Source organism: Sphingobacterium anhuiense, assembly GCF_042686355.1.
GTDB lineage: Bacteria > Bacteroidota > Bacteroidia > Sphingobacteriales > Sphingobacteriaceae > Sphingobacterium > Sphingobacterium anhuiense.
The window spans coordinates 1,048,912-1,069,402 of record NZ_JBHUPE010000004.1; the positions used below are offsets into that span (position 1 = coordinate 1,048,912).

A 20,491-nucleotide genomic window follows, 5' to 3' on the forward strand; every position below is an offset into this window, starting at 1 on the left:
ATCAATTACGCTGCACCACACCATTTCACCGATGACTTCTTCAAAAAATATGCATCAGTTATTACTGGTCCGATTTTGACCTTCGTCAATGTTTCTTAAATATTTTTGTTGCAACTTTGACTTTCAATAAAGTTAGATCTAAGATTACAATGATACTTGCAGACTTAATCCAAAAGATAACAATGCTCAATGGGGACCAATTAGCCACTGTTATTTCATACTTTAAACCAGTTGAAGCAAAGAAAAACGAACAGTTGCTTGAGTATGGCGCAGTAGCAAACCGACTTTTTTTTATTAACGAGGGCTGTCTTCGATTGTATTATTCTTATGATGATCAAAGTATCATTACAAGGTTTATGGCATTTGAAAATACGTTTCTAACCTCGATTGTGAGCTTTATTTCAAGAGAGCCTTCGACAGAATATATTCAGGCTGTGGAAACATCACAACTTTTAGTGATTACATATGAGGACTTTTCCTATTTAAGAAAAACTATACCTGAATGGGACAAAATGTATATTTATATACTGGAATACGGATTAACGGTCATTACTTCCAAATTAGGTAATCTACTTACACAGAGTGCTACCGAACGTTATCGCAATCTACTTAAAAACAATCCGGAACTTATACAAAGGTTGTCCAATTCCAATCTTGCTGCCTACATGAATATATCGCCGGAAACACTCAGTAGGCTAAAGTCTCAGATATAGTACCTACATGAACCAGAACTATTATATATCACCTATCCTGTTAGAATCTGCAGGTATAAATAAATTTTCAATATGAGAAGTGACGAAGTAAAAAAAGGGAATCATAGAACACCACATAGATCATTGTTCCGAGCTACAGGACTAAAAGACGAAGATTTTGCAAAGCCATTTATCGGTGTAGCAAACTCATTTATAGAAATAATTCCAGGACATTTTTTTCTGAATAAAGTAGCTGAGATCATAAAAGATGAGATCAGGGCAAATGGATGTGTTCCATTCGAATTTAATACAATCGGTGTCGATGATGGCATTGCTATGGGACATGATGGGATGCTATTTTCACTACCAAGCAGAGAACTTATTGCAAGCTCAATAGAAACAGTGATGAATGCGCACAAACTTGACGCAATGATAGCGATACCCAACTGTGACAAAATAGTTCCGGGAATGATCATGGGTGCTCTTAGAGTGAATGTGCCAACAATTTTTGTGAGCGGTGGTCCAATGGCCAAAGGATATAAAAAAGATGGGAGTCCAATTGATCTTGCCTCTGCTTTTGAAGCTGTTGGGAAACACGAGGCAGGAAAGATCAGTGATGAAGAACTACTGGATATTGAATGTAATGCCTGCCCTAGCGGAGGTAGCTGTTCGGGCATGTTTACCGCAAATTCCATGAATACGTTAATGGAAGCTATGGGTATTGCGCTACCCGGAAACGGAACAATACTAGCTCAAACGAGTGAACGTGAGGCACTATACAGAAGTGCTGCGAAACGAATTTGTGAAATAGCAAAGGACGAGGCTGCTGGTGAACGCTTTAAGTTAAAAAACATTTTGAATGAAAATGCCGTCAGGAATGCTTTTGCTGTGGATATGGCAATGGGCGGAAGCTCAAACACGGTTTTACATATGCTGGCTATTGCTAATGAAGCAGATGTTAATTTTCAACTCAAAGACATCAATGAGATTTCTAAAAAAGTTGCTCATATCGCGAAGATATCTCCTAGCCTATCAACCGTACACATGGAAGACATTAATAAGGCTGGTGGTGTAAATGCAGTGATGAAGGAAATGACAAAAAGGGGTGATACAGTTTTATTAGACAATTTGACAATCGGCGGGGAAACATTACTAGAAAAAATTGCGAATGCAGAGATAAAAGATCAGAATATCATCCGAACTATTGACAATCCTTACAGTCCGGTAGGCGGATTAGCCATTCTTTACGGCAATCTTGCTGAGGAAGGTGCTGTTATAAAAACAGCTGGCCTTACCGGTGCAAGGGTATTTACCGGTAAGGCGGTATGTTATGATGGACAAGATGAAGCTATTACAGGTATACTAATGAAAGAAGTAAAGGCGGGTGATGTCGTGGTAATTAGATATGAAGGTCCTAAGGGCGGACCAGGCATGCAGGAAATGTTAACTCCCACAAGTTTGATCATGGGCATGGGATTAGGAAGTTCTGTTGCACTAATTACAGATGGAAGATTTAGTGGAGCAACAAGAGGAGCCTCAATCGGCCACGTATCGCCAGAAGCAGCCGAGGGTGGCATGATTGGCTTACTTAAGAATGGTGACGAAATTCATATTGATGTAGATAATTACATCTTATCTGTTAATTTGGATGATGAGGAAATTGACAGACGAAAAACAACGTTTGTACCTATAAAAAAAACATTGAAATCAAAGTGGCTTGGTCAATATAGGGCCTTGGTTACTAATGCAAGCAACGGTGCTGTTTTGAAATCAGACTTATAATCTTGATTAATTGAGAGTCTCGGTCCAACTAGTTCTTAACTAAAAAATACGGGAAGCTATAGGGATGGTATAAAACATAGAAATCCATTCTTGACAGAATGGATTTCTATATTCTTATATAATTTCTTTGATTTATTTCAGTTTTTCGATCTCTTCAATGGTAAGGCCTAATACCAGTTTATCCAAAAATCCGGTATTTTATCAAGTTCACTTATGTTTTTCAATAGATATATCCACATATCCATATCCATCTTTAAATCAGCCTCATCCTTAGTGAAATTTTGTAATACTAAGGGTATAGAACCAAGCTTTTTGAGCGTTTTTTCATTACAGATGTTCTAAATACATAATGAATAAAAATACCACAACTAAAATGACAACTGCACTAATACTACATAATCCATAACTGATTCTACCATTTATAAGATGATTAAGCCCTTCAATAATTAGAAAAGAAACATAAATTAAAATTAGGCAAACCGGTAAAAATTTCTCCAAGTTTAGCGACATCCCATTGTTACCACTCTCTACTTTAGCAAACATTCCTATTGCAAAAAAAACTATAGGTGCTGCACCAATTAAAAGTCTTAAAAATAAATGCTTAATTAATTTTTTTCTCATTTGCTTTTTAACGTATAACTTACCACTAAAATACAATTAGTTTAATCAATTTTTTCAGAAGATATCTATTCGCATGATGTACTTGATTATTCGATAAAAGAAATCTTTTATTTGCTAAAGGGTGATAAATAGAATTGCTAGCAATTGATCTAAAATTTAGATGTATACTTTTATCAACCATTCATAGGTCATTACACTAAAATCATATTTTAAAACCATTATCTATAAATGAATTATCTTTCATATTTTTGTTTGTAATGAATTCCCAAGAAAGTCCAAATATGATTCCCTTTAGCTCTGATTTAGTTATTCAGGCACTGGCTTCCTCGCCCTCACCTACCGCTATTTATAGCGGTGAGAATATGATCATCCGTTTTGCTAATGAAGGAATGCTGGCGGTTTGGGGCAAAGACGCTTCTGTGATAGGCAAACCCTTGATAGAGGCAATTCCTGAATTGGAGGGACAGCCTTTTTTAGAGCTGCTGCAAGAGGTTTGGTGGACTGGGAAAACGTATTCTGTTTCTTCGGCTCCTGCAAAGTTAATAAAGAACGGAAAGGAGACGCTTGATTATTACGATTACGAATATAGAGCTCTTGTTGATGAAAACAATAAAACTTGGTGTATACTGAATACAGCACTGGAGGTGACCTCTCGCCGTGAGTTTTTAGAGCAGATCAAACATAAAGAAGAAAAAGAACAGGCGCTCAACGAAGAAATGGCTGCGACCCTCGAAGAATTGACATCAACCAACGAAGAGCTCAACAGGTATATCAAGCAACTGGCCGACAGCAGGGAATACATTCGTACAATTATAGAACAGGCACCTGTCGGAATCGCCATGTTAAAAGGGCCTGAACATCATATTGAAATCGCCAATCCTGCGATTCTTAAGATATGGGGACGAGAAGAGTCGGAAGTCATTGGATATCCGCACGAAAGTGCCCGCCCGGAAATGCGGGGACAACCCGTTAACAATTGGCTTAAACATGTATACCAAAGTGGTGAGCCTAAGATAAACACAGAATTTACAGTTAAACTGCTTGATAAAGCCGGGTTGAGAGAGGCAATCGTCAATTCCATCTATCAGCCTATATTTTCTCATGATGGCAGTATTTCAGGTGTTTTGGTCATTCTTGAAGAAATTACCCAACAGGTAATGCTGCGTAAGAAGAATGAAAAGGATCAACAGATGCTGAACCTAGCAGTAGATGCGGGCGAGCTCGCGACCTTCTACTACCAAACTAAAACAAATCTCTTTTCCGGAAATCCGCTTCTTAAGAAATGGTTTGGCCTTTCATCAGACGAAAACATGGATCTCTCTCTGGCCATCGCAGTTATTTTGCCGGAAGATCGAGATCGCGTGTCGCTGGCCATCGAGCACGTGTTAAGTAAAGATTCTGATGGTCATTATTTCATAGAATATCGGATTCAAAATAATGTTGATAAAAAAATTAGATTGCTGCAGGCGAACGGAAGGGTGTTCTATGATAGGAAAGGTAATCCACTCAGCTTAAATGGTACTTTGAGGGATATTACCGAACAAAAAAAAGAGGAACAGCGAAAAGATGATTTCATTGGAATGGTGAGCCATGAACTTAAAACACCTCTTACCTCTCTTAAGGCTTATCTGCAGATATTGCAACGGATGGATCTACCTACAAAAGATCCTATGTCGCAAAATATGCTGGGGAAATCTGTAAAGCAAGTACAATATATGAACACCATGATAAATGGGTTTCTTAACGTTTCCAGGCTTGATTCGGGTCAGTTGCATCTGATGAAAACTATTTTTGATTTTCAATCACTGTTTGCCGAAATTGAAGATGAAGTGCTGTCGACGATCAAAACGCATCATTTTCTGTTTAAAGCATCTGGAAAAATAATGATACATGCCGATCGTGAAAAAATAGCGCAGGTACTCCATAACCTTATTGGAAATGCGGTCAAATATTCGCCTCTCAGATCGACGATCAAAGTAGATTTTTCTACCAACGGTAACAGTTTAAAAGTGAATGTTCAAGATCTTGGAAAAGGGATTTCTGAGGAAGATCAGCAACGGATATTCGAACGTTATTATCGAGTGAAGGAAACGAGTGGCGGGGTGATATCGGGGTTCGGTATTGGACTTTATCTTTGTAGAGAAATTATCGAACTGCATGATGGAACCATTCAGGTTCAGAGTGTAAAAGATGAAGGAAGTATATTCTCCTTTACCTTACCATTCAACCCATAACGCTGTCTGAACTGCTGATAGTTTTGCAAATTAGCTTAAACTGCGCACCGGTTAAATCATTCGTCAGCAATTGTGCATAAAGTGTGGCTATAGGTTGATCCTCCCCTGTTTCATTCATCGCTTTGAATAGCAAGGGTACAAATGCAGTCAATCAGGATCTATATATACTTTTGGTGAAAATCAAACCATAATTGCTTATTTTTAAATTAGGTATTTTAATAAGGCTTGAATGAATGAAATTCTTGACCATTTATATAAATAAAAATATTAAAAATGCATACCACCATAAGAGAAGAAAACAAGAAAGATTATCTTTCAATTTTTGATTTAATTAAAAAAGCTTTTAAGGATCAGGAATATAGTGACCATAAAGAACATTTTTTAGTAGAAAAATTAAGAAAATCCCAAGCATTTGTACCCGAGTTATCAATTGTCGCAGAAATAGAGAACAATATAGTGGGTCATATCTTATTAACGGAGATTAAGATAAAGACTTCTGATGATGAAATAACGTCTCTGGCACTGGCGCCTGTATCAGTCCTACCTGAATTTCAAGGTAAGGGAATCGGAGGAAAACTCATTAAAGAGGCACATCAAAGAGCAAAGGATTTGGGGTATCAATCCATTATATTGTTAGGACATGAGAATTACTATCCACGCTTTGGATATAAACTTGCAGAGGAATTTGGTATATCCCTACCATTTGATGTTCCTAAGGAAAATTGTATGGCAATAGAATTACAGCCTGATTCTTTGAAAAATATTAATGGCGAAGTCGTTTATCCTAAAGAATTTTACGAATAAATACCCATTATCTTATACAGTTTCCATGTAACCCCAATCTACCAAGAAGTTAAGTTAGCCACAGCTCTTCTAAACGGTAATGAGAAAAAACAAGAACTGCAACTTAAAAGCAAGCCAATATTTAAGTGTTCTGAAGATGGGAAGATTATAAAGTTGGTGTTTATCACAATTTAAAATCTAGACACTTACAAATAATAAACACGGGGATGTTATGAGCAAGGATAGCACAATACAAGTTTAATAATCAAAAATATCGATTATCATTCAAAATGTAACAGACGATATCAACTTGACTGCTATAATATCTTCTTTCTGAGAAGGTAGTTGACTAAGTGGGAAATGGACTAGCTATAAAAACATTAGATGATTTAGGTATATTAGTGAACTATATATTTCAGATAATTTCATCATATTCAAAAATAAAATGAGTCGAAGTTTTTAATACTTGTACTCATATTGACCGAAGGGTCTTTGAATACATATGGATTTGATTCCTATATAGGTTTGTCAATAGGTTTGCAAAATAGCTAATTCCTTTTGCGAGCTTAACAAAATCAGCCAAAGAAGTTAAAAAGAAGCAATAAATATAAGAGGATTTACGAATGGATTTTACAGTAGAAATTAAAGATATGGTAGCAATGGTTATTTCTATCATATGTGGAGGAGTCATTGGCTTTGAAAGGGAATACAAAAATAAGTCTGCCGGCTTTAGAACAATAATTCTAATTTCACTGGGTTCGACCATTTTCACCATTGTTTCCCAGCATGGCGCAGGTACTGATGACCGAATTTCGGCAAATATTATTACAGGTATTGGATTTATTGGGGCAGGTGTAATTTTTAAAGACAAAATTTCTATTCGTGGCTTGACGACTGCTGCTGTAATCTGGACTTCTGCGGCAATCGGAATGACAGCAGGAATAGGTTATCATGCGCTTGCGCTATGCCTAACTTTAATAACTCTTGGGGTATTATTAATGGTTACCAGGGTGGAACGAATGATTGCACAACTACAAAAAGAACAGCTCTTGAGTGTAACCTTTCGTGATCCTGACTTTAATCAGATCCCACAATTGGAAAAAATTTTAAATACAAAAGGACTTACTTTAGAACGGATGGAAATTGTAAAAGAAAACGATCATTTAATAGTAAACTTCAAAGTATCAGGTAAAAAAAGATACTTATTAGAAATGAGCGAAACGCTTGCTACCCGATCAGAAATCTTAAGCTTCTCTTAATCCCGCAAAAAGCTGATAGTTAGTGCTAAGGGTAGATGGGTACAAATATTTATCCCTTTCACTGTCTCTCACCCTGATGTTTAGCAACCCAATCTTTCATTATGATTGGGAAAGTCAACAGGAGATATGGACTTTTCAGATCATAGAAAACGGCGTTATCAAACTTGAAAAGAGATTTGACATAATATAAGTGTCGGTAATATATATGAATGATTATTAAATTTCTATACATTTAATTTCATACAGAAATACCTATTGAAAATGATTTACTAACATTGATAGACGAAACTTGTAGTTACTTACCACTGCTGGTCATATTTACTTTGTAAAATTCATATTCGTTGCCTTCTTCTTTATATTCGGTCAACAGACCAAAATAAAGAGTAGAATCGTCTGACCAAAATTCCTGTTCTATTACGCAAAGCCATTTGCCGGTTTTCTTTTCAAAGAAATCATTGAGCTCCGCGATCTTTTTAAATTTACCGTTGTTCCTTACCTGGATAAAATGGCTGTAGCATTCCTGTCCCTCGAATACTTTGTTCAATCTATATTTCCCCGATGGTGATGTGGTTACATAGTTTAAGTTTCCTATCTCATAAGTAGTCTGTCCTGTGGACAGATCAAAGCTTACATCCATTGTATGGCCGCATTCCAACAGCAAAATGTCCTCGGAAGGAAAGTATGAAACAAAAGCGCATTCACTGAGGTCAACGTCATTTTGGACCGATCTACCATCCCTGAAATTAATTTTTTTTATACCCAGGTAATTTCCCTTCTCTTCAAATTCTACGATTCCAGCAAGTTTTTTCTGAACGATCTTTAAATCTGAAATTTTCTCCAAAGGTATATTTACTTTCGCATGTTGCTTTGCAGAAAGGAATTCTGCACTACTTATTTTTTCTATTGCCAATTCAATAGTTTCCGGTCTAGACTTAAGACGTGCCGATCCTTCATTTGCAACAGATACTTGTCCTGCTTTGGATGTGACACCACTGCTTGTTGTTACTTTCTGATCACAGGATAGCACCACTAGGGATAGAAAAACAATTACTGATATTTTTTTCAAAAACTTAATTCTCATGTGCATTGAAATTTTAATAGCTGTTTCCTTTTAAATATCCATCGGTTATTTCATGTCCACACGCAAGTGCTAACAAGGAAACCACCAGTGAATAAAATATACCCTTATCATATAATCGTATTCAAGTTTACCGGATCTTCTAAAAGATTAAAGTGAAAGATCCAGGGTTATTATGCTCTAATATAATAATTTACGCTATATAAACCATTTTCAATTAGTTACTCCTACTTGTTTTCCAGCCAACCTTTGAGTAATTGGCTTTCAAACCCTTTGGAGTAACCTGTATCATACCCTCTATCAATGGCTTCCTCAAGTACCGAATGCCATAAACATATATTATTGAACTCTTGACTATCAACAGAATCCTTATCGTCTGAACAAGCAGGTCTTCTACTTTTCTTATTCATTCACGCTTAATCAATATTGGCACCTCTTAAATTGGGACAATCCATGATAAATTTTTAAAATATGATGGATAAACTCAAACCTCCAAATGCTATAATTATGAATATAATTTCATCTACCTTATTTTAAAATTTTCTCAAAGGCTTTTCTTGGACTTCCTCTGAATATTACTTCACCACAATAGTGATAGCTCATTTTTTGCAATATCCAAAGCATGCCCGTATTATCAAAATTAGTATCAACCTTTACACTATAAATATTATGTTTAAGTGCAAAATCTTCGATATGCTGCAACATTATCTGAGCCAATCCTTGACCAAGATACTTTTCAGAAATTGCAACCCTGTGGTAAACCACAAAATCACCATTAGTCAACCAAGATCCCTTTATGTTAGCATATGCTGGTTCATCATTTATCAAAATAGCACAATAACCAACGATAATATCTTCATCTACCAATACGTAACCAACACTGTTTTTAATATCATTTTCAATAACGGATAGATTAGGATAGCCATCTTGCCATTGTTTACTACCATCCTCTTTTCGTCTCTTGATCGCTTTTTCTAAAATTTTCCAAATTTGAACAGCATCTCCTGCTGTAGCCTGTCTAAAAGAATATTTCATATTATTCATGGATTGAAATTAATTTATACTGTTCTATTGCTTGTTTGATTAGTGCAATTAAAAAAATATTTACGATTGCCATAAAACTGATTACACATAAAAAAAATACCATACCAAATTGCTGAATAAGATATCCTCCTAGGAAAGGAGCTGTTGCTTGTGCTAGTAACGGCATCCGGGCAAGTCTTCCAATAATCAAGGCATAATTGTCCCGCCCATAAACCGACAATGGCAAGGTTCCTCTCAAAACTGAACGCATCCCGTTTCCTATTCCAAAAACTATTACTCCTGGTATTGCAAGTATTGGTGATGCAAAAATCATTACCATACCAAAAAAAATGATTGTGGTAGAAATAAAGGACATTTCAATAGCGGTCCTTTTTCCAATGATCAACTCCATAACTCGTGCCATGGCTTGGCTTGGTCCTAAAAAAGAAACTACAATTAACACCATTGACATCTCGGTCTTGCCGTGTAGTAATATTTCAATTAAGTGTATGATAATGGTGGTGGTTATGACCGCACCAAGAGTAAAATTTGCTGATAATAAATAATACAATTTAGAACGGAAGAGCTCGACTGAGGATTCCAAGGTCTCATCCTTTATTATGCTTTTGTTTCCTGCTTTATTTTTGAAAACATGCATGTGAATCGGAAATATAGTAATGATCAACAATATGGCATATATATAGCAGGTATTCCTCCATCCAAAACTATCCAAAATATAACTTGTAAATAACCAAGAAACAGAAGGTGCTAAACTGGATACCAGAGTGATCCAAACGATTGACTTTGCTACGTTGAAACTGTATCTTTTACCAATTGCAGCAAACAATGCATCATATAAACCCATTGCCATTGCTGTACCGATAATCACCCATCCTGAAGCAAACATTAGAAAATTACTTGAACTGCCGATGATGATCAAACCCATCGCCATCACTAAGCCCGAAAAAAGTAGTACTGCATTACGATCAGTCTGCTGTATTGTCCGACCCACTAAAGGCAATAGCAGACCTGACACCAAAAGGGCTAGTGAGAGGCAGCCATAAACTTGCTGATAAGACCAGCTCATTTCCGCTATAATGTCCTTCGCTAAGACTGACAGTAAAAAATACGAACCTCCCCAAAGTATGATTTGCGCGATGCCCAAAATCAGAACTTCTAAAAAATTCAACTTTCCGCTTTCTATAGACTGAGGCAATGGTTTCATATAATGACAAATCTCCGCTCTTTTTTCAAATCGGCAAAACGTTTTTATTCGATGGCATCGATCGGTTTTTTCGATGGATTAACAATACTTTTTATACCTTTGGAAGAGCAAAATCATATAACTAAAATGGAACTTAGGCAACTTAAATATTTTCTAAAAGCACAAGAATTACTGAGTTTTACTGAAGCAGCAAAGTGCTTAAATATAAGCCAGAGTACTTTATCACAACAAATCAAGCAACTGGAGACGGAATTGGATGTATCTCTTTTTAACCGTATCGGTAAGCAGATAACGCTAACAGAACCTGGACGATTATTTACTGAATATGCTGAACAGAGTGTCAGAAAAGCCGAAGATGGAAAATTGATGCTTCAGGATTTAAAAAAGATAAAAGTGGGCACTGTAACCATAGGTGTTGCTTATGGTCTTAAGGATTTCTTTGTAGAAACTTTAATAGGCTTTACAGAGAAATTTCCTCAAATAAAAATTAAAGTTATCTATGAGCCATCCCACAGTTTGTATGAGAAGCTTCAACAAGCACAGGTAGATTTTGTTCTGGCTCTTCATGAAACCGAAATGGTCCCCTATTTTACCTATAAGAGTTTATTCAGTTGTCCAATGGTACTGGCGGCATTAGCTGGTACGGAAGTATCTTATAAAACTAATATTTCACTTGAAGAGATTTGCAAACTTCCTCTGGTTATTGCAACAATGGGGTATGATATGACTCATACCGTTCATAGGGCTTTTTCAGCAAAAGGGCTAAGTCCAAAATTTACGATTGAAGTCAATGATATCCCCACAGCTATTCGACTCGTCAACTCCGGAAATTGGTACAGTATATTCATTAAAACAAGTGTTCTGGGGACTACATTAGCGTCTGTTGCCATTCAGGATGATGGTTTGATGAGATATGCAAAGATCATCTCATTAAAAGGAACTTATGAAACAGAAGCTATCAAAGAATTTAAAAAAATGTTAACCTTATCTGCTAAAACTTTAAAACTATCATGATAAAAGCACCTTTTACCAATGAACAAACTAAAAGTGAACAGATGTAAAAGGTGCTAACGCCATTTTGAAAACCAAACTTAATAGTATTTGTTCATCTTTTTAGATGGATTGAACGACTTCGTCCAATTCAAAACGTGATTTTGGTAAAGCAGTCGGGTGAGCCCAATCAGTTTTATCGGCATAACCTACCGTAACAGCGAACAGCGGAGAAAAACCGTCATGTGCTAAAATCTCCTTATAGGCATTGCGGTCAATACCTTCCATCGGTGTGGCATCCAATCCCATACTGATACAAGCACTCAAAAAGTAACCCAAGGAAAGATAGACCTGATTTTCCATCCATGATTTTGTGGCTATATCACCATTCGACTTTATAATTGGTTCGTAAAAAGCCGTTCGCCACAGTTCAGGCAAAATGGAAATATTGCGTTGCTCAAAATGTTCAATATCGTCCATTACACTGAACACAACTAAAAGACCAACATCGTTGACCGAATTTTCGTTCATATAGGATTTGGAAGCCAGTTCCCTTTTTACGACTTCATTTGTAACAAATGTAAATTTCCAAGGTTGGCTGTTAATGGAAGACGGACTTAACCGTACTATCTCTTTCAGTTCCTCAATTTGCTCTGCCGAAACTTTTTTCACATTATCATACTTTTTGGTTGCGTATCTACGTTTCGCAAGGTCTAAAAAACTCATCATTTTTAAATTTAGTTTAAACTATACTTTTTAGTGTTGCAAAACTAAGTATAGTGTTTTACCTTTGCAATAACGGTCAAAATTGATAGTAACAGATGTATAATATAGACGATAAGCAATACCCTTGCAATACCAGCCTCACAATGAGGTATATAGGTGGAAAATGGAAAGCAACAATACTCATTCATTTAATCGAAAAAAAACGATATAGCGAATTGAGAAAAGCGTGTTATGTTATAACCGAAAGAACGTTGAGTCTGCAACTAAAAGAAATGGAAGCAGACGGATTGATTACCAGAACCGTTTATACCAGCAAGCCACCTCTAAAAGTGGAATACGAACTGACTGATTTTGGCAAAACACTTATTCCCTTACTCCATTCTATAGCTGAGTGGGGAAATGAAGCGGCAAAAACGAATAAGAAAATAACCATGGTAGAATATAAGTAGCTATCAAAATTGAACTATGGTATATCAAGAAAAACGGAAAAGAAAAACTATGCTCTATTAAGAGTATAGTTTTTCTTTTCATAGCTTAAATATACTTTAGAAACTCAATTAGTATATAAGCTAATTCACAATCTTAATTTCAAATATTTTATCCCAATTCTTTCCTGTTATAAAGAACGTATCCGATTTTTTATTATATGCAATACCATTCAGTACATCTAGATCAATGTGCTGAGTTACTTTATCACGTAGTTCTGAAAGATCCAGCACTGATTCAACGGTCCCGGTTTTTGGATCAATAATGCCAACCATGTTGGTCATAAAGAAATTTGCATATATCTTACCTTTTACCCACTCCATTTCATTTGTACCTGTAACTAGACCTTCATCTGATGCTACATTGATTTCGTTGCTTCTATTAAAATTACTCGGATCAATGGTATATATCTTTTCTGACCCATCTGTCATATAAAGCTTTGTCCCATCATTAGTCAGGCCCCACCCTTCCATATTTTGAAAATATGGGAACCGCCCAATTCTTTTTAAGTTATTAACATTATATACATAAGCTTCATTATTTTTATAAGTCAATTGATATAGTTTATTATTTAGCACGGTAGCACCTTCACCAAAAATAGTTTCATCCAGTTCCGTTATTTTAAGTATTTCTCCTGTTTTGGGATTTACGATTCGTACACTTGAGACACCATGTTTATCACTTACAGTCGTACCGTTGCCAGTACTCTCAACTAAATTATCTTTATAAAACTCAAGGCCCTGGGTAAATGCTTTAATATCGTGAGGATAAGTATTTATAACTTGATAGCTAAGCTTATTGGGTGCTTTTTCAGGTAAGATCTCGAAGTTGACAGCTATATCTTCGATTTCGTCTTTTCTGTACACCTTAGCTTTTAAAAGCTGTTTTCCAAACTTTTCGTTTTTTAAACTATATCGAACAATATCATTTACTAACCCGGTTGATAAAGGTTTATCATTAATGGAATATTGAACAGAATCAATCGGAACTCCTTCTAATGCTTCAAGCTGAATATTCAGTTCTTCGGTTAGAGCATATTTTGCTTTAATATTCACAAAACTAATTTTATTTTCCTCATGTTTATTCGTTATTGCAGGTGTTTTGTTGTTGTTACCCCCACATCCATAAAGTACACTTGAACAAAAAATCATAAGAACAGCATTTAATCTCATATACAACTTATTTTACAAGTCCTAAATATATCAATAAATGTTTCATAAAGTACCATTATTAAAGTCATACTTAAAAGCAAACAAATCAATGAGAAAAAAACAACTTTTTATATAAAATTGGAAGTAAAAAATTTGGAAAGAAATATTTTTGCTGGAAGACATTTAATGCAATAATTCCTAAACAAAATAATGAACGATTAATGTAATCGCGGATCTATCCAAAATAGATCACGGAGTTGCAACAGGTCTTCTATATGCATCAGATTATAAACCAGCTCATCTTTATCTTCTAAAGGAATCGTTATTTGTTGATCCTTTTTAAGTAAAAAAACGGTTAAAATAGCATCCTTGTCATATATCGAGATGTCTGATTGCACCATAGTAATCTCATATGTCTTAAACCAATCTCTAGCCTGGTCTTGATCTAAGCAGATCAAAGAAAGGGTAAGATCCTCAAGATTTTGGATTTCATCGAGAAGATGATTGTTATAATTTAAGCTGATATAAGCTAAATACAGGAGATGGTTGCCTGTTCGCAAGGCATAATTACGTACGAGAACCCGCTTCGGATCGAATGCAAAATCGTAATATTCCCGATCGGAAATACACGTATATCGCTTGCCATAAAAATTAATTTTGTCCTGTAATTCTTGTAAATGATTTACTTCAATAAATACTTCGCCCTGAAGCTGCACTTCATCTATATGATTAAGGGTATCTTCAATAACTAATAGAGCGGACTCTTGCATTGGAAAAATGCTCCCCTCACAGTCCAGGCTTAACAAGTAGTCATTAACATCAGCTACAGTTAACGGATACCATGTTGGGTTTTTGTCTTCAACTGCATTTTTGGATGTCAAAATATTATAACCGCTCCGTTTTAAATCTAAAAGTATAGGCTGGCTCAAGGGTACAAACTTCATAAAATCTCATTGATATAATTAAAACAAACTTTGCTGCAGCAGTCCTTCATGTCTTAAGGACGGCAGATTTCACGATTGATAGCGTTTGTACCAATACTTTCCATCAGACATGTTGACATATCCTCCTAAATTGTAAACGAGACAGACGTGAAAGGTAATCGTTTGCAAATTTTCAAAATATCGACAGTCATAATCGAGCTGTTTACTTTCGCCCCGTATCTCGGGCAATGCCTTCTTGACGAACTCAATGTCGATACGGAGTGATATACCTCAGCACATAGTTATTTTAATTGACAATATATTTATTATTAAACAAACTGAAGTGCTGATTTGTTTTTTTTGCGGCTATTAACTGATGAGTTCTAGCTTTAAGTTGTATTTATTTTATTCAAAGATTATGAGATAGGTATCGGCAGTGCTTACAAAAATAGTTTTTTTGAGTGCATGCTGAGGTTAGATTTAAGAAAATAGAAATATTGCACTTTATCCTTTATTCTCGGGACAGTTGTGCCATATTGTGCGGTGTAATTGTCCAGCGAATCCATTTATTGTCAGGGTTTGCTCCAATGCTTTGATAGAATTTTTGGGCATCAACATTACTTCCGAGTACAAACCAATTGAATTTTTTGTATCCATGTTTCAAGGCGTATTGTGCAAGACCGCTAAGCAATTTTCGACCTACACTTTTTCCCCTGTGATTGGTATCAACGTACAGCCATTTGAGCATCAATGAGGGGTTGTGGTTATGCATAAAAGGAATGTTATAGTGAACTGCTATGCCTATGAGCTGGTTCTTCTCTCCTTGTGCAACGATAGCCCCAAACTCGGGCCTATCGCCAAAACCACGTTTCAACAGGTCATTTTCCGTAAGACTAAAATCGGTGTCCCCCTCAAAAACAACTATTGCCTCCATTAATCTTAATACTTCGGGGATGTCCGCCTTTTGCATTTCCCTAATTATTACAGGCTTTTCCATTATCCTTTGACAACTTATTTTAAATCCTCAACATTATCCAATACGTAGCATTGTTCCCATTGGGTCATACCAATTTTAGGATAATACCCCACAGCCTTTGGTGCCGCTAATAAAATAAGTTTTGCTTTGGGACTATGCTCTTTTGTAAGTCGTATTAATTCTTTTCCGATTCCCATCTTTTGGTAGTTCTCATCGACTGCTAAGTCTGAAAGATAGGTGCAGTAAACAAAATCAGTCAAAGACCTTGCTACACCTATCAATTTCCCCGAATCCCGTGCGGTAGCAATAAGATTTGCATGTTTGAGCATTTCTGATAATCTATCAGGTTCATCGACTGGTCGTCTCTCTCCTAGTGTGGAATTTATCAATACGTGTTTAAATTCCTCGAATCCAACTGTATCTTCAATTTGGTATGTTATCATTTTCAGTTTTTTTTTGTTACCTTAAAAAATATTATCTGCAGGAGCTTCGTCTCTTGGAGTCATACCATAATCCCTAATTACGCCTGCTACACGCAACCTGTAATCGTCAAACACCGAACTTCTTCCTGATTGCTGTGCGTTTCTATGATTCGTCAGGTTACGCCACTCTCTAACACTCTCTTCATTTTCCCAAAATGAAAGTGAGAGAATTTTTTTAGGATCAACAAGACTTTGAAACCGTTCTATGGAGATAAATCCCGAAATATGATCTAATTCTGGCCTTAGTGCCTTTGCGATGTTCAGGTACTCTTCTTTTTTTCCCTCTTTGGGAATTACCTCAAATATTACTGCTATCATAGCTTCTTTTTTTAATTAAATTACAAATAGCTGCAATCTTTGGGAGCAGCTACTTCACATACATATCATAAATGAGCAATAAATCATTTATGCGATAAAGGTTGAATAATTTGAAGACTTTATCTAGCCAACAACGCATGTATTTTGATTGCCAAATCAATTGCTTCATTCTTTCTGGTGTAAATTTATTTTTAATAAAAAATTTCTATATCATCCAGTTTGAATAAACATTGTAGTCCAGATACGGTGTATAATTTAAACGTGGCGTATATTAAGCTCCATAATCATATCGAAGCATACGATGACAGAGAACAGCATAATGTAAAAAATAAAGCCCTTATGGTTAAATAAGGGCTTCGCTTGCTTTTAAAATAGATGAAATTAAACTGGACTAATTTGCATGTTGCTCGACCAATCCTAAATATACGGATTGACTGTCCTGAGCTGGATCACCGACCAGAATAAAAGAATAATAGTGATTTTCAGTTAATTTAATTTGCTCACGTGTTGCGAGCGTTTTTCCTGCTTTATTTTTAGCAACTACTGTGAAAGTGCCACTTTTTTGTGCGATAAAGCCTTCATTTGCTGTCACTGATTGCTGTGTTTCTTTAACACGGTCGGTCCATGCTGCAGGAGCGGCTTGATCTCCGATATGAAGCGTTACTTGATCACTGCCTTCAGAGAAATTAAAAAAGCGTAATCCGGATTCCGTTTTTTTGATGTCTTTATTCACTCGGTCTGTGGTTATTGCCTGTACTGGCTTTAATTTACTTCCGTAAAGAAAAGAACTATAAATGGTACTGTCTTTAACCACAATCGTACTATCGATCAACTTACCGTCTCCGGCAGTAACGGTTATTTTTCTTGACCCCGGAAATAAGGCTACCTTACTTTGAGATTTATATAATAGTGGAAAATTAGGACTCTGAAGGATATTTCCATCTGCATAATAAATCACGGCTTTTGCACCACTGTAGCCATTTACCATCGTAAATAAAGCTGCTGGCACGGGCTGATAATTGTCCTTATCTTTGCTGCAGCTGGTCACAAAAATTCCTGCTGTAACAACCGTTATTAAACTTAGTAATCTTAAGTATTTTTTCATAATATGCTAACTTAAATCTTATATTTAAAAAATACACATTGCGCTAGTGTTACAATAATAAACGGGGACGACACACTTAGTGCTACATATGCTATCAAAAAAATTGCTAAGTAATGGCATAACGGATTATTTTCTCATATCTTTTATTGTGGCATCTTTAAAGTATCGTTTTCCATCTTTTGCACCATCCCAGACATCAATGATACTTTGAATCTTAACAGGAGTTCCTTTTTCAAGGCGGTTTAATTTTCTACAAACTTTTCTAAAAGTTCTATTCCATCTTCTCTTATCTTGTTTCTCTGTCTTTGCATTTGTAATTCCGAATATTTTAGTTTTCCGTACTGATCTTGACATAATTTTACAAATTCAGACAAATGTAATTATATCATCTTTTGAGACTGAATTGGATATGGTTTGAATTTTTACCGTTTGGATACATCGCCGATAACGTTCATCATGAACGTAATTTAAGAAATTCTATTAAATTGTACTGTAAATATAGAGCCTTGACCTAGCTCAGATTGCACCTGTAATTTACCTTTATGCATATCAATAATCCGCTGGACAATTGAAAGTCCAATACCATGTCCATGTTGATCTGGAGATGATTCTGATCGATAAAAAAGTTCGAAGATATGTGGTAAATCTTCTGACGAAATGCCCCTGCCCTTGTCACAGACCTGAATGGTAGCTATCCCTTCATGGTATATAATATTTGCTAGACAATGTTTATCAGGACTATATTTGCAGGCATTCTCTATTAGATTAGCGAAAGCTACTTGAAGTAAATAGGCATTGCCCACCACCAAAATTTCTTCTTGATCTTCTACCGTGTTCAGCAGATCATAATCAAAAGATATACTAACGCGGTAATCTTTATGTTTATCCTGAACCATAAATTTTGATTCTACAAGAATTTCATCTAGCCTTAAAGAACTAAAGCTAACTTGTGAACTATCATAATTTGCACGGGCAAAGTCCAATAAGGAACTGGATAATATTGTTGCTTCCTTAGCATCTAATAAAGCGGTATCAATAGACTGCTTGTAATCTTCTAACGTTGTATTTAACTCTTTTGCGAGTTCAAGTTCTGCAATCATAGCCGATAAGGGAGTACGAAACTCATGCGATATGATGGAAACAAAATGCCTTTGGTTGTTAAAGGACTTTTCCAGTCGATTGAATGTTCCATTAAAAGTATCAATCAATTCAGAAAGCTCATCTTTTGCTTTTCGATAATATACCCTTTTACTTAAATTATGTTCAGAAACATCCCGTATTTCATTGATAATATGTTTGATGGGTTTTAAAATATACTGGGCAAAGAAAAAAGAGGTTATAAATATAAAAATAATGGCAACAAAATAAATACTGATAAGAAGCTGCTTCAAAAGTTGCATATGGGCATAACCTGTCTGGTCGTAAGCATGTCCAATCAGATAGTATTGTTTACCTTGAAAAGGATAATGCATCCCCATAAAGAGCTCATCTCCCTGGTTCCAGGTCATAAAATTTTTATTACGAATCTTCTCGAGTAAAGCACGATCATAATGTTGCTCGCCAAAATCAACAAAGAGTTCTTTAAATTGATTATCAAAAACTGTTATCTGCGCTTCGTTAATCTTTTTTTTATTTTGTTCATGAATCTGGCGCAATTGGGATTCACTAACTTTGGCATCAAAAATAAATTCAGCACGCCAGGTTATTTTATACCGCAACCGGTCTATAAATTCTTCTTGCCTATTTTTTTCAGAAAAGTAATAGATACTATAGGCGAAAAGAAATAGTATTGCCGCAGAGAATAACGTTAATACTAAGGAAGTACGAGAAGCTATTTTCATTCTTTATTTGATAAGATAAAACCATGCCCTGATTTGTTATGAATGAGTTTAGTAATAAAGCCTTTATCAACTTTTTTTCGGAGATAATTGATGTAAACATCGATATAATTCGTTCCTGTATCAAAATTCTTTCCCCATACATTTCTGGCTATCTCATCACGGCTCAATAACGTTTCTTGATGACGCATAAAAAATACGAGTAAGTCAAATTCTTTAGGAGTCAGTTTAATATCAATGTGATCGCGACTCACATTTTTACTTCTCAAATTAAGCGTTAAAGAATCATAATTTAAGGATTCATTATTATCCCAACTGCCAAACTCTTTATTTCTTTTTAAAACAGCTGCAATACGGGCATATAATTCGCGAAGATCAAAAGGTTTTACCATATAATCATCTGCACCAGCATCAAACCCTGCAATTTTTTCATCGATCTGACCAAGTGCTGTCAACATGATAATCGGGATTTTAGGATAAGTAGATTTCATACGCTTGCTTAGTTCTATACCGCTCATACGGGGAAGCATGATATCAATAATAAGAAGATCGTAATCTAATAATTTTATCTGCTTTAAAGCAGATTCAGCATCGATGGCAATATTTACCTGATAGTCCTGGCTCTTTAACCCCTTTTGTAAAACCGCACAAACACGCTCATTGTCTTCTACAACTAATACCCTCATGTGAACAAATGTAGATACTTTTTAAATAAAATAAATCTTGAACCTCAGATAAATACACTAAATAGTGACATACAATTGCTTTCCTTGATGTACATAACAGCAAGGAAAGCAAA

At 35.7% G+C, this 20,491-nt stretch carries 22 protein-coding genes; 7 read left to right on the plus strand and 15 right to left on the minus strand.

What is annotated here, in order from left to right:
• Positions 1-149: 149 nt before the first annotated feature.
• Together ACFS6I_RS10170 and ilvD are read left to right on the plus strand one after the other, a co-directional pair.
• Positions 150-713 carry a Crp/Fnr family transcriptional regulator gene (locus ACFS6I_RS10170; protein ID WP_380920164.1) on the plus strand — a complete coding sequence of 188 codons (564 nt, stop codon included), beginning with the start codon at positions 150-152 and terminating at the stop codon, positions 711-713.
• A 72-nt stretch (positions 714-785) separates the two neighbouring features.
• The gene (ilvD, locus tag ACFS6I_RS10175; RefSeq protein ID WP_380920166.1) at positions 786-2,474 is read left to right on the plus strand and encodes a dihydroxy-acid dehydratase; all 1,689 of its coding nucleotides are present in this window, start codon (positions 786-788) and stop codon (positions 2,472-2,474) included.
• Between the two features lie 327 nt (positions 2,475-2,801).
• On the opposite strand, the gene ACFS6I_RS10180 is transcribed toward ilvD, so the two are convergent.
• A complete protein-coding gene (locus ACFS6I_RS10180) occupies positions 2,802-3,095 on the minus strand; it encodes a hypothetical protein (protein ID WP_380920168.1) in 294 nt (97 codons plus the stop codon).
• Positions 3,096-3,376: 281 nt separating this feature from the next.
• Here ACFS6I_RS10180 and ACFS6I_RS10185 point away from each other — a divergent pair, with 281 nt between their 5' ends.
• The 3 genes from ACFS6I_RS10185 to ACFS6I_RS10195 all read left to right on the plus strand — a co-directional run bounded on the left by ACFS6I_RS10185 (position 3,377) and on the right by ACFS6I_RS10195 (position 7,371).
• Positions 3,377-5,329 (plus strand): ATP-binding protein, encoded by a 1,953-nt coding sequence (locus ACFS6I_RS10185; protein ID WP_380920170.1) that lies wholly within the window; start codon positions 3,377-3,379, stop codon positions 5,327-5,329.
• Positions 5,330-5,602: 273 nt separating this feature from the next.
• On the plus strand, positions 5,603-6,133 hold the full coding sequence (locus ACFS6I_RS10190) for a GNAT family N-acetyltransferase (protein WP_380920172.1): 531 nt from the start codon (positions 5,603-5,605) through the stop codon (positions 6,131-6,133).
• Positions 6,134-6,735: 602 nt separating this feature from the next.
• Positions 6,736-7,371, plus strand: a complete 636-nt coding sequence (locus ACFS6I_RS10195) for an MgtC/SapB family protein (RefSeq protein WP_380920174.1) — start codon at positions 6,736-6,738, stop codon at positions 7,369-7,371.
• A 295-nt stretch (positions 7,372-7,666) separates the two neighbouring features.
• On the opposite strand, the gene ACFS6I_RS10200 is transcribed toward ACFS6I_RS10195, so the two are convergent.
• The 4 genes from ACFS6I_RS10200 to ACFS6I_RS10215 all read right to left on the minus strand — a co-directional run bounded on the left by ACFS6I_RS10200 (position 7,667) and on the right by ACFS6I_RS10215 (position 10,697).
• Positions 7,667-8,452, minus strand: a complete 786-nt coding sequence (locus ACFS6I_RS10200; RefSeq protein ID WP_380920176.1) for a hypothetical protein — start codon at positions 8,450-8,452, stop codon at positions 7,667-7,669.
• Between the two features lie 224 nt (positions 8,453-8,676).
• Complete coding sequence (locus tag ACFS6I_RS10205; RefSeq protein ID WP_380920178.1) at positions 8,677-8,859, minus strand: hypothetical protein; 183 nt, start codon at positions 8,857-8,859, stop codon at positions 8,677-8,679.
• Positions 8,860-8,977: 118 nt separating this feature from the next.
• Positions 8,978-9,493 (minus strand): GNAT family N-acetyltransferase, encoded by a 516-nt coding sequence (locus ACFS6I_RS10210; RefSeq protein ID WP_380920180.1) that lies wholly within the window; start codon positions 9,491-9,493, stop codon positions 8,978-8,980.
• A complete protein-coding gene (locus ACFS6I_RS10215) occupies positions 9,486-10,697 on the minus strand; it encodes an MFS transporter (RefSeq protein ID WP_380920182.1) in 1,212 nt (403 codons plus the stop codon). The genes ACFS6I_RS10210 and ACFS6I_RS10215 overlap by 8 nt, the downstream gene beginning before the upstream one ends.
• A gap of 3 nt (positions 10,698-10,700) precedes the next feature.
• Here ACFS6I_RS10215 and ACFS6I_RS10220 point away from each other — a divergent pair, with 3 nt between their 5' ends.
• Positions 10,701-11,711, plus strand: a complete 1,011-nt coding sequence (locus tag ACFS6I_RS10220) for a LysR family transcriptional regulator (RefSeq protein ID WP_380920184.1) — start codon at positions 10,701-10,703, stop codon at positions 11,709-11,711.
• 99 nt (positions 11,712-11,810) lie between these two features.
• Here ACFS6I_RS10220 and ACFS6I_RS10225 read toward each other — a convergent pair whose 3' ends face one another.
• On the minus strand, positions 11,811-12,416 hold the full coding sequence (locus ACFS6I_RS10225) for a nitroreductase family protein (RefSeq protein WP_380920186.1): 606 nt from the start codon (positions 12,414-12,416) through the stop codon (positions 11,811-11,813).
• 140 nt (positions 12,417-12,556) lie between these two features.
• On the opposite strand from ACFS6I_RS10225, the gene ACFS6I_RS10230 reads away from it, so the two are divergent.
• A complete protein-coding gene (locus ACFS6I_RS10230) occupies positions 12,557-12,862 on the plus strand; it encodes a winged helix-turn-helix transcriptional regulator (RefSeq protein ID WP_380920188.1) in 306 nt (101 codons plus the stop codon).
• 120 nt (positions 12,863-12,982) lie between these two features.
• On the opposite strand, the gene ACFS6I_RS10235 is transcribed toward ACFS6I_RS10230, so the two are convergent.
• From ACFS6I_RS10235 to ACFS6I_RS10275, 9 genes are all read right to left on the minus strand, one after another.
• Positions 12,983-14,071 carry a glutaminyl-peptide cyclotransferase gene (locus ACFS6I_RS10235; protein WP_380920190.1) on the minus strand — a complete coding sequence of 363 codons (1,089 nt, stop codon included), beginning with the start codon at positions 14,069-14,071 and terminating at the stop codon, positions 12,983-12,985.
• Between the two features lie 197 nt (positions 14,072-14,268).
• Positions 14,269-14,994 carry a hypothetical protein gene (locus ACFS6I_RS10240; RefSeq protein ID WP_380920192.1) on the minus strand — a complete coding sequence of 242 codons (726 nt, stop codon included), beginning with the start codon at positions 14,992-14,994 and terminating at the stop codon, positions 14,269-14,271.
• Positions 14,995-15,484: 490 nt separating this feature from the next.
• Positions 15,485-15,943, minus strand: a complete 459-nt coding sequence (locus tag ACFS6I_RS10245; RefSeq protein WP_380920194.1) for a GNAT family N-acetyltransferase — start codon at positions 15,941-15,943, stop codon at positions 15,485-15,487.
• A gap of 41 nt (positions 15,944-15,984) precedes the next feature.
• On the minus strand, positions 15,985-16,392 hold the full coding sequence (locus ACFS6I_RS10250) for a GNAT family N-acetyltransferase (RefSeq protein WP_380920196.1): 408 nt from the start codon (positions 16,390-16,392) through the stop codon (positions 15,985-15,987).
• A 21-nt stretch (positions 16,393-16,413) separates the two neighbouring features.
• Positions 16,414-16,749, minus strand: coding sequence for an antibiotic biosynthesis monooxygenase family protein (locus ACFS6I_RS10255; RefSeq protein ID WP_380920198.1), 336 nt, complete (start codon positions 16,747-16,749; stop codon positions 16,414-16,416).
• A gap of 391 nt (positions 16,750-17,140) precedes the next feature.
• A complete protein-coding gene (locus ACFS6I_RS10260) occupies positions 17,141-17,854 on the minus strand; it encodes a hypothetical protein (RefSeq protein WP_380920200.1) in 714 nt (237 codons plus the stop codon).
• A 126-nt stretch (positions 17,855-17,980) separates the two neighbouring features.
• A complete protein-coding gene (locus tag ACFS6I_RS10265; RefSeq protein ID WP_380920202.1) occupies positions 17,981-18,208 on the minus strand; it encodes a hypothetical protein in 228 nt (75 codons plus the stop codon).
• Positions 18,209-18,321: 113 nt separating this feature from the next.
• A complete protein-coding gene (locus ACFS6I_RS10270; RefSeq protein WP_380920204.1) occupies positions 18,322-19,695 on the minus strand; it encodes a HAMP domain-containing sensor histidine kinase in 1,374 nt (457 codons plus the stop codon).
• On the minus strand, positions 19,692-20,378 hold the full coding sequence (locus ACFS6I_RS10275) for a response regulator transcription factor (RefSeq protein ID WP_380920206.1): 687 nt from the start codon (positions 20,376-20,378) through the stop codon (positions 19,692-19,694). Before ACFS6I_RS10275 ends, ACFS6I_RS10270 begins: the two co-directional genes overlap by 4 nt.
• Positions 20,379-20,491: the final 113 nt, after the last annotated feature.

Excerpts from the sequence above, each read along its gene's own strand:
- ACFS6I_RS10170 (WP_380920164.1), top strand. The coding sequence starts at position 150 with ATGATACTTGCAGACTTAATCCAAAAGATAACAATGCTCAATGGGGAC.
- ilvD (WP_380920166.1), top strand. The coding sequence starts at position 786 with ATGAGAAGTGACGAAGTAAAAAAAGGGAATCATAGAACACCACATAGA.
- ACFS6I_RS10180 (WP_380920168.1), bottom strand. The coding sequence starts at position 3,095 with ATGAGAAAAAAATTAATTAAGCATTTATTTTTAAGACTTTTAATTGGT.
- ACFS6I_RS10185 (WP_380920170.1), top strand. The coding sequence starts at position 3,377 with ATGATTCCCTTTAGCTCTGATTTAGTTATTCAGGCACTGGCTTCCTCG.
- ACFS6I_RS10190 (WP_380920172.1), top strand. The coding sequence starts at position 5,603 with ATGCATACCACCATAAGAGAAGAAAACAAGAAAGATTATCTTTCAATT.
- ACFS6I_RS10195 (WP_380920174.1), top strand. The coding sequence starts at position 6,736 with ATGGATTTTACAGTAGAAATTAAAGATATGGTAGCAATGGTTATTTCT.
- ACFS6I_RS10200 (WP_380920176.1), bottom strand. The coding sequence starts at position 8,452 with ATGAGAATTAAGTTTTTGAAAAAAATATCAGTAATTGTTTTTCTATCC.
- ACFS6I_RS10205 (WP_380920178.1), bottom strand. The coding sequence starts at position 8,859 with ATGAATAAGAAAAGTAGAAGACCTGCTTGTTCAGACGATAAGGATTCT.
- ACFS6I_RS10210 (WP_380920180.1), bottom strand. The coding sequence starts at position 9,493 with ATGAATAATATGAAATATTCTTTTAGACAGGCTACAGCAGGAGATGCT.
- ACFS6I_RS10215 (WP_380920182.1), bottom strand. The coding sequence starts at position 10,697 with ATGAAACCATTGCCTCAGTCTATAGAAAGCGGAAAGTTGAATTTTTTA.
- ACFS6I_RS10220 (WP_380920184.1), top strand. The coding sequence starts at position 10,701 with ATGACAAATCTCCGCTCTTTTTTCAAATCGGCAAAACGTTTTTATTCG.
- ACFS6I_RS10225 (WP_380920186.1), bottom strand. The coding sequence starts at position 12,416 with ATGATGAGTTTTTTAGACCTTGCGAAACGTAGATACGCAACCAAAAAG.
- ACFS6I_RS10230 (WP_380920188.1), top strand. The coding sequence starts at position 12,557 with ATGAGGTATATAGGTGGAAAATGGAAAGCAACAATACTCATTCATTTA.
- ACFS6I_RS10235 (WP_380920190.1), bottom strand. The coding sequence starts at position 14,071 with ATGAGATTAAATGCTGTTCTTATGATTTTTTGTTCAAGTGTACTTTAT.
- ACFS6I_RS10240 (WP_380920192.1), bottom strand. The coding sequence starts at position 14,994 with ATGAAGTTTGTACCCTTGAGCCAGCCTATACTTTTAGATTTAAAACGG.
- ACFS6I_RS10245 (WP_380920194.1), bottom strand. The coding sequence starts at position 15,943 with ATGCAAAAGGCGGACATCCCCGAAGTATTAAGATTAATGGAGGCAATA.
- ACFS6I_RS10250 (WP_380920196.1), bottom strand. The coding sequence starts at position 16,392 with ATGATAACATACCAAATTGAAGATACAGTTGGATTCGAGGAATTTAAA.
- ACFS6I_RS10255 (WP_380920198.1), bottom strand. The coding sequence starts at position 16,749 with ATGATAGCAGTAATATTTGAGGTAATTCCCAAAGAGGGAAAAAAAGAA.
- ACFS6I_RS10260 (WP_380920200.1), bottom strand. The coding sequence starts at position 17,854 with ATGAAAAAATACTTAAGATTACTAAGTTTAATAACGGTTGTTACAGCA.
- ACFS6I_RS10265 (WP_380920202.1), bottom strand. The coding sequence starts at position 18,208 with ATGTCAAGATCAGTACGGAAAACTAAAATATTCGGAATTACAAATGCA.
- ACFS6I_RS10270 (WP_380920204.1), bottom strand. The coding sequence starts at position 19,695 with ATGAAAATAGCTTCTCGTACTTCCTTAGTATTAACGTTATTCTCTGCG.
- ACFS6I_RS10275 (WP_380920206.1), bottom strand. The coding sequence starts at position 20,378 with ATGAGGGTATTAGTTGTAGAAGACAATGAGCGTGTTTGTGCGGTTTTA.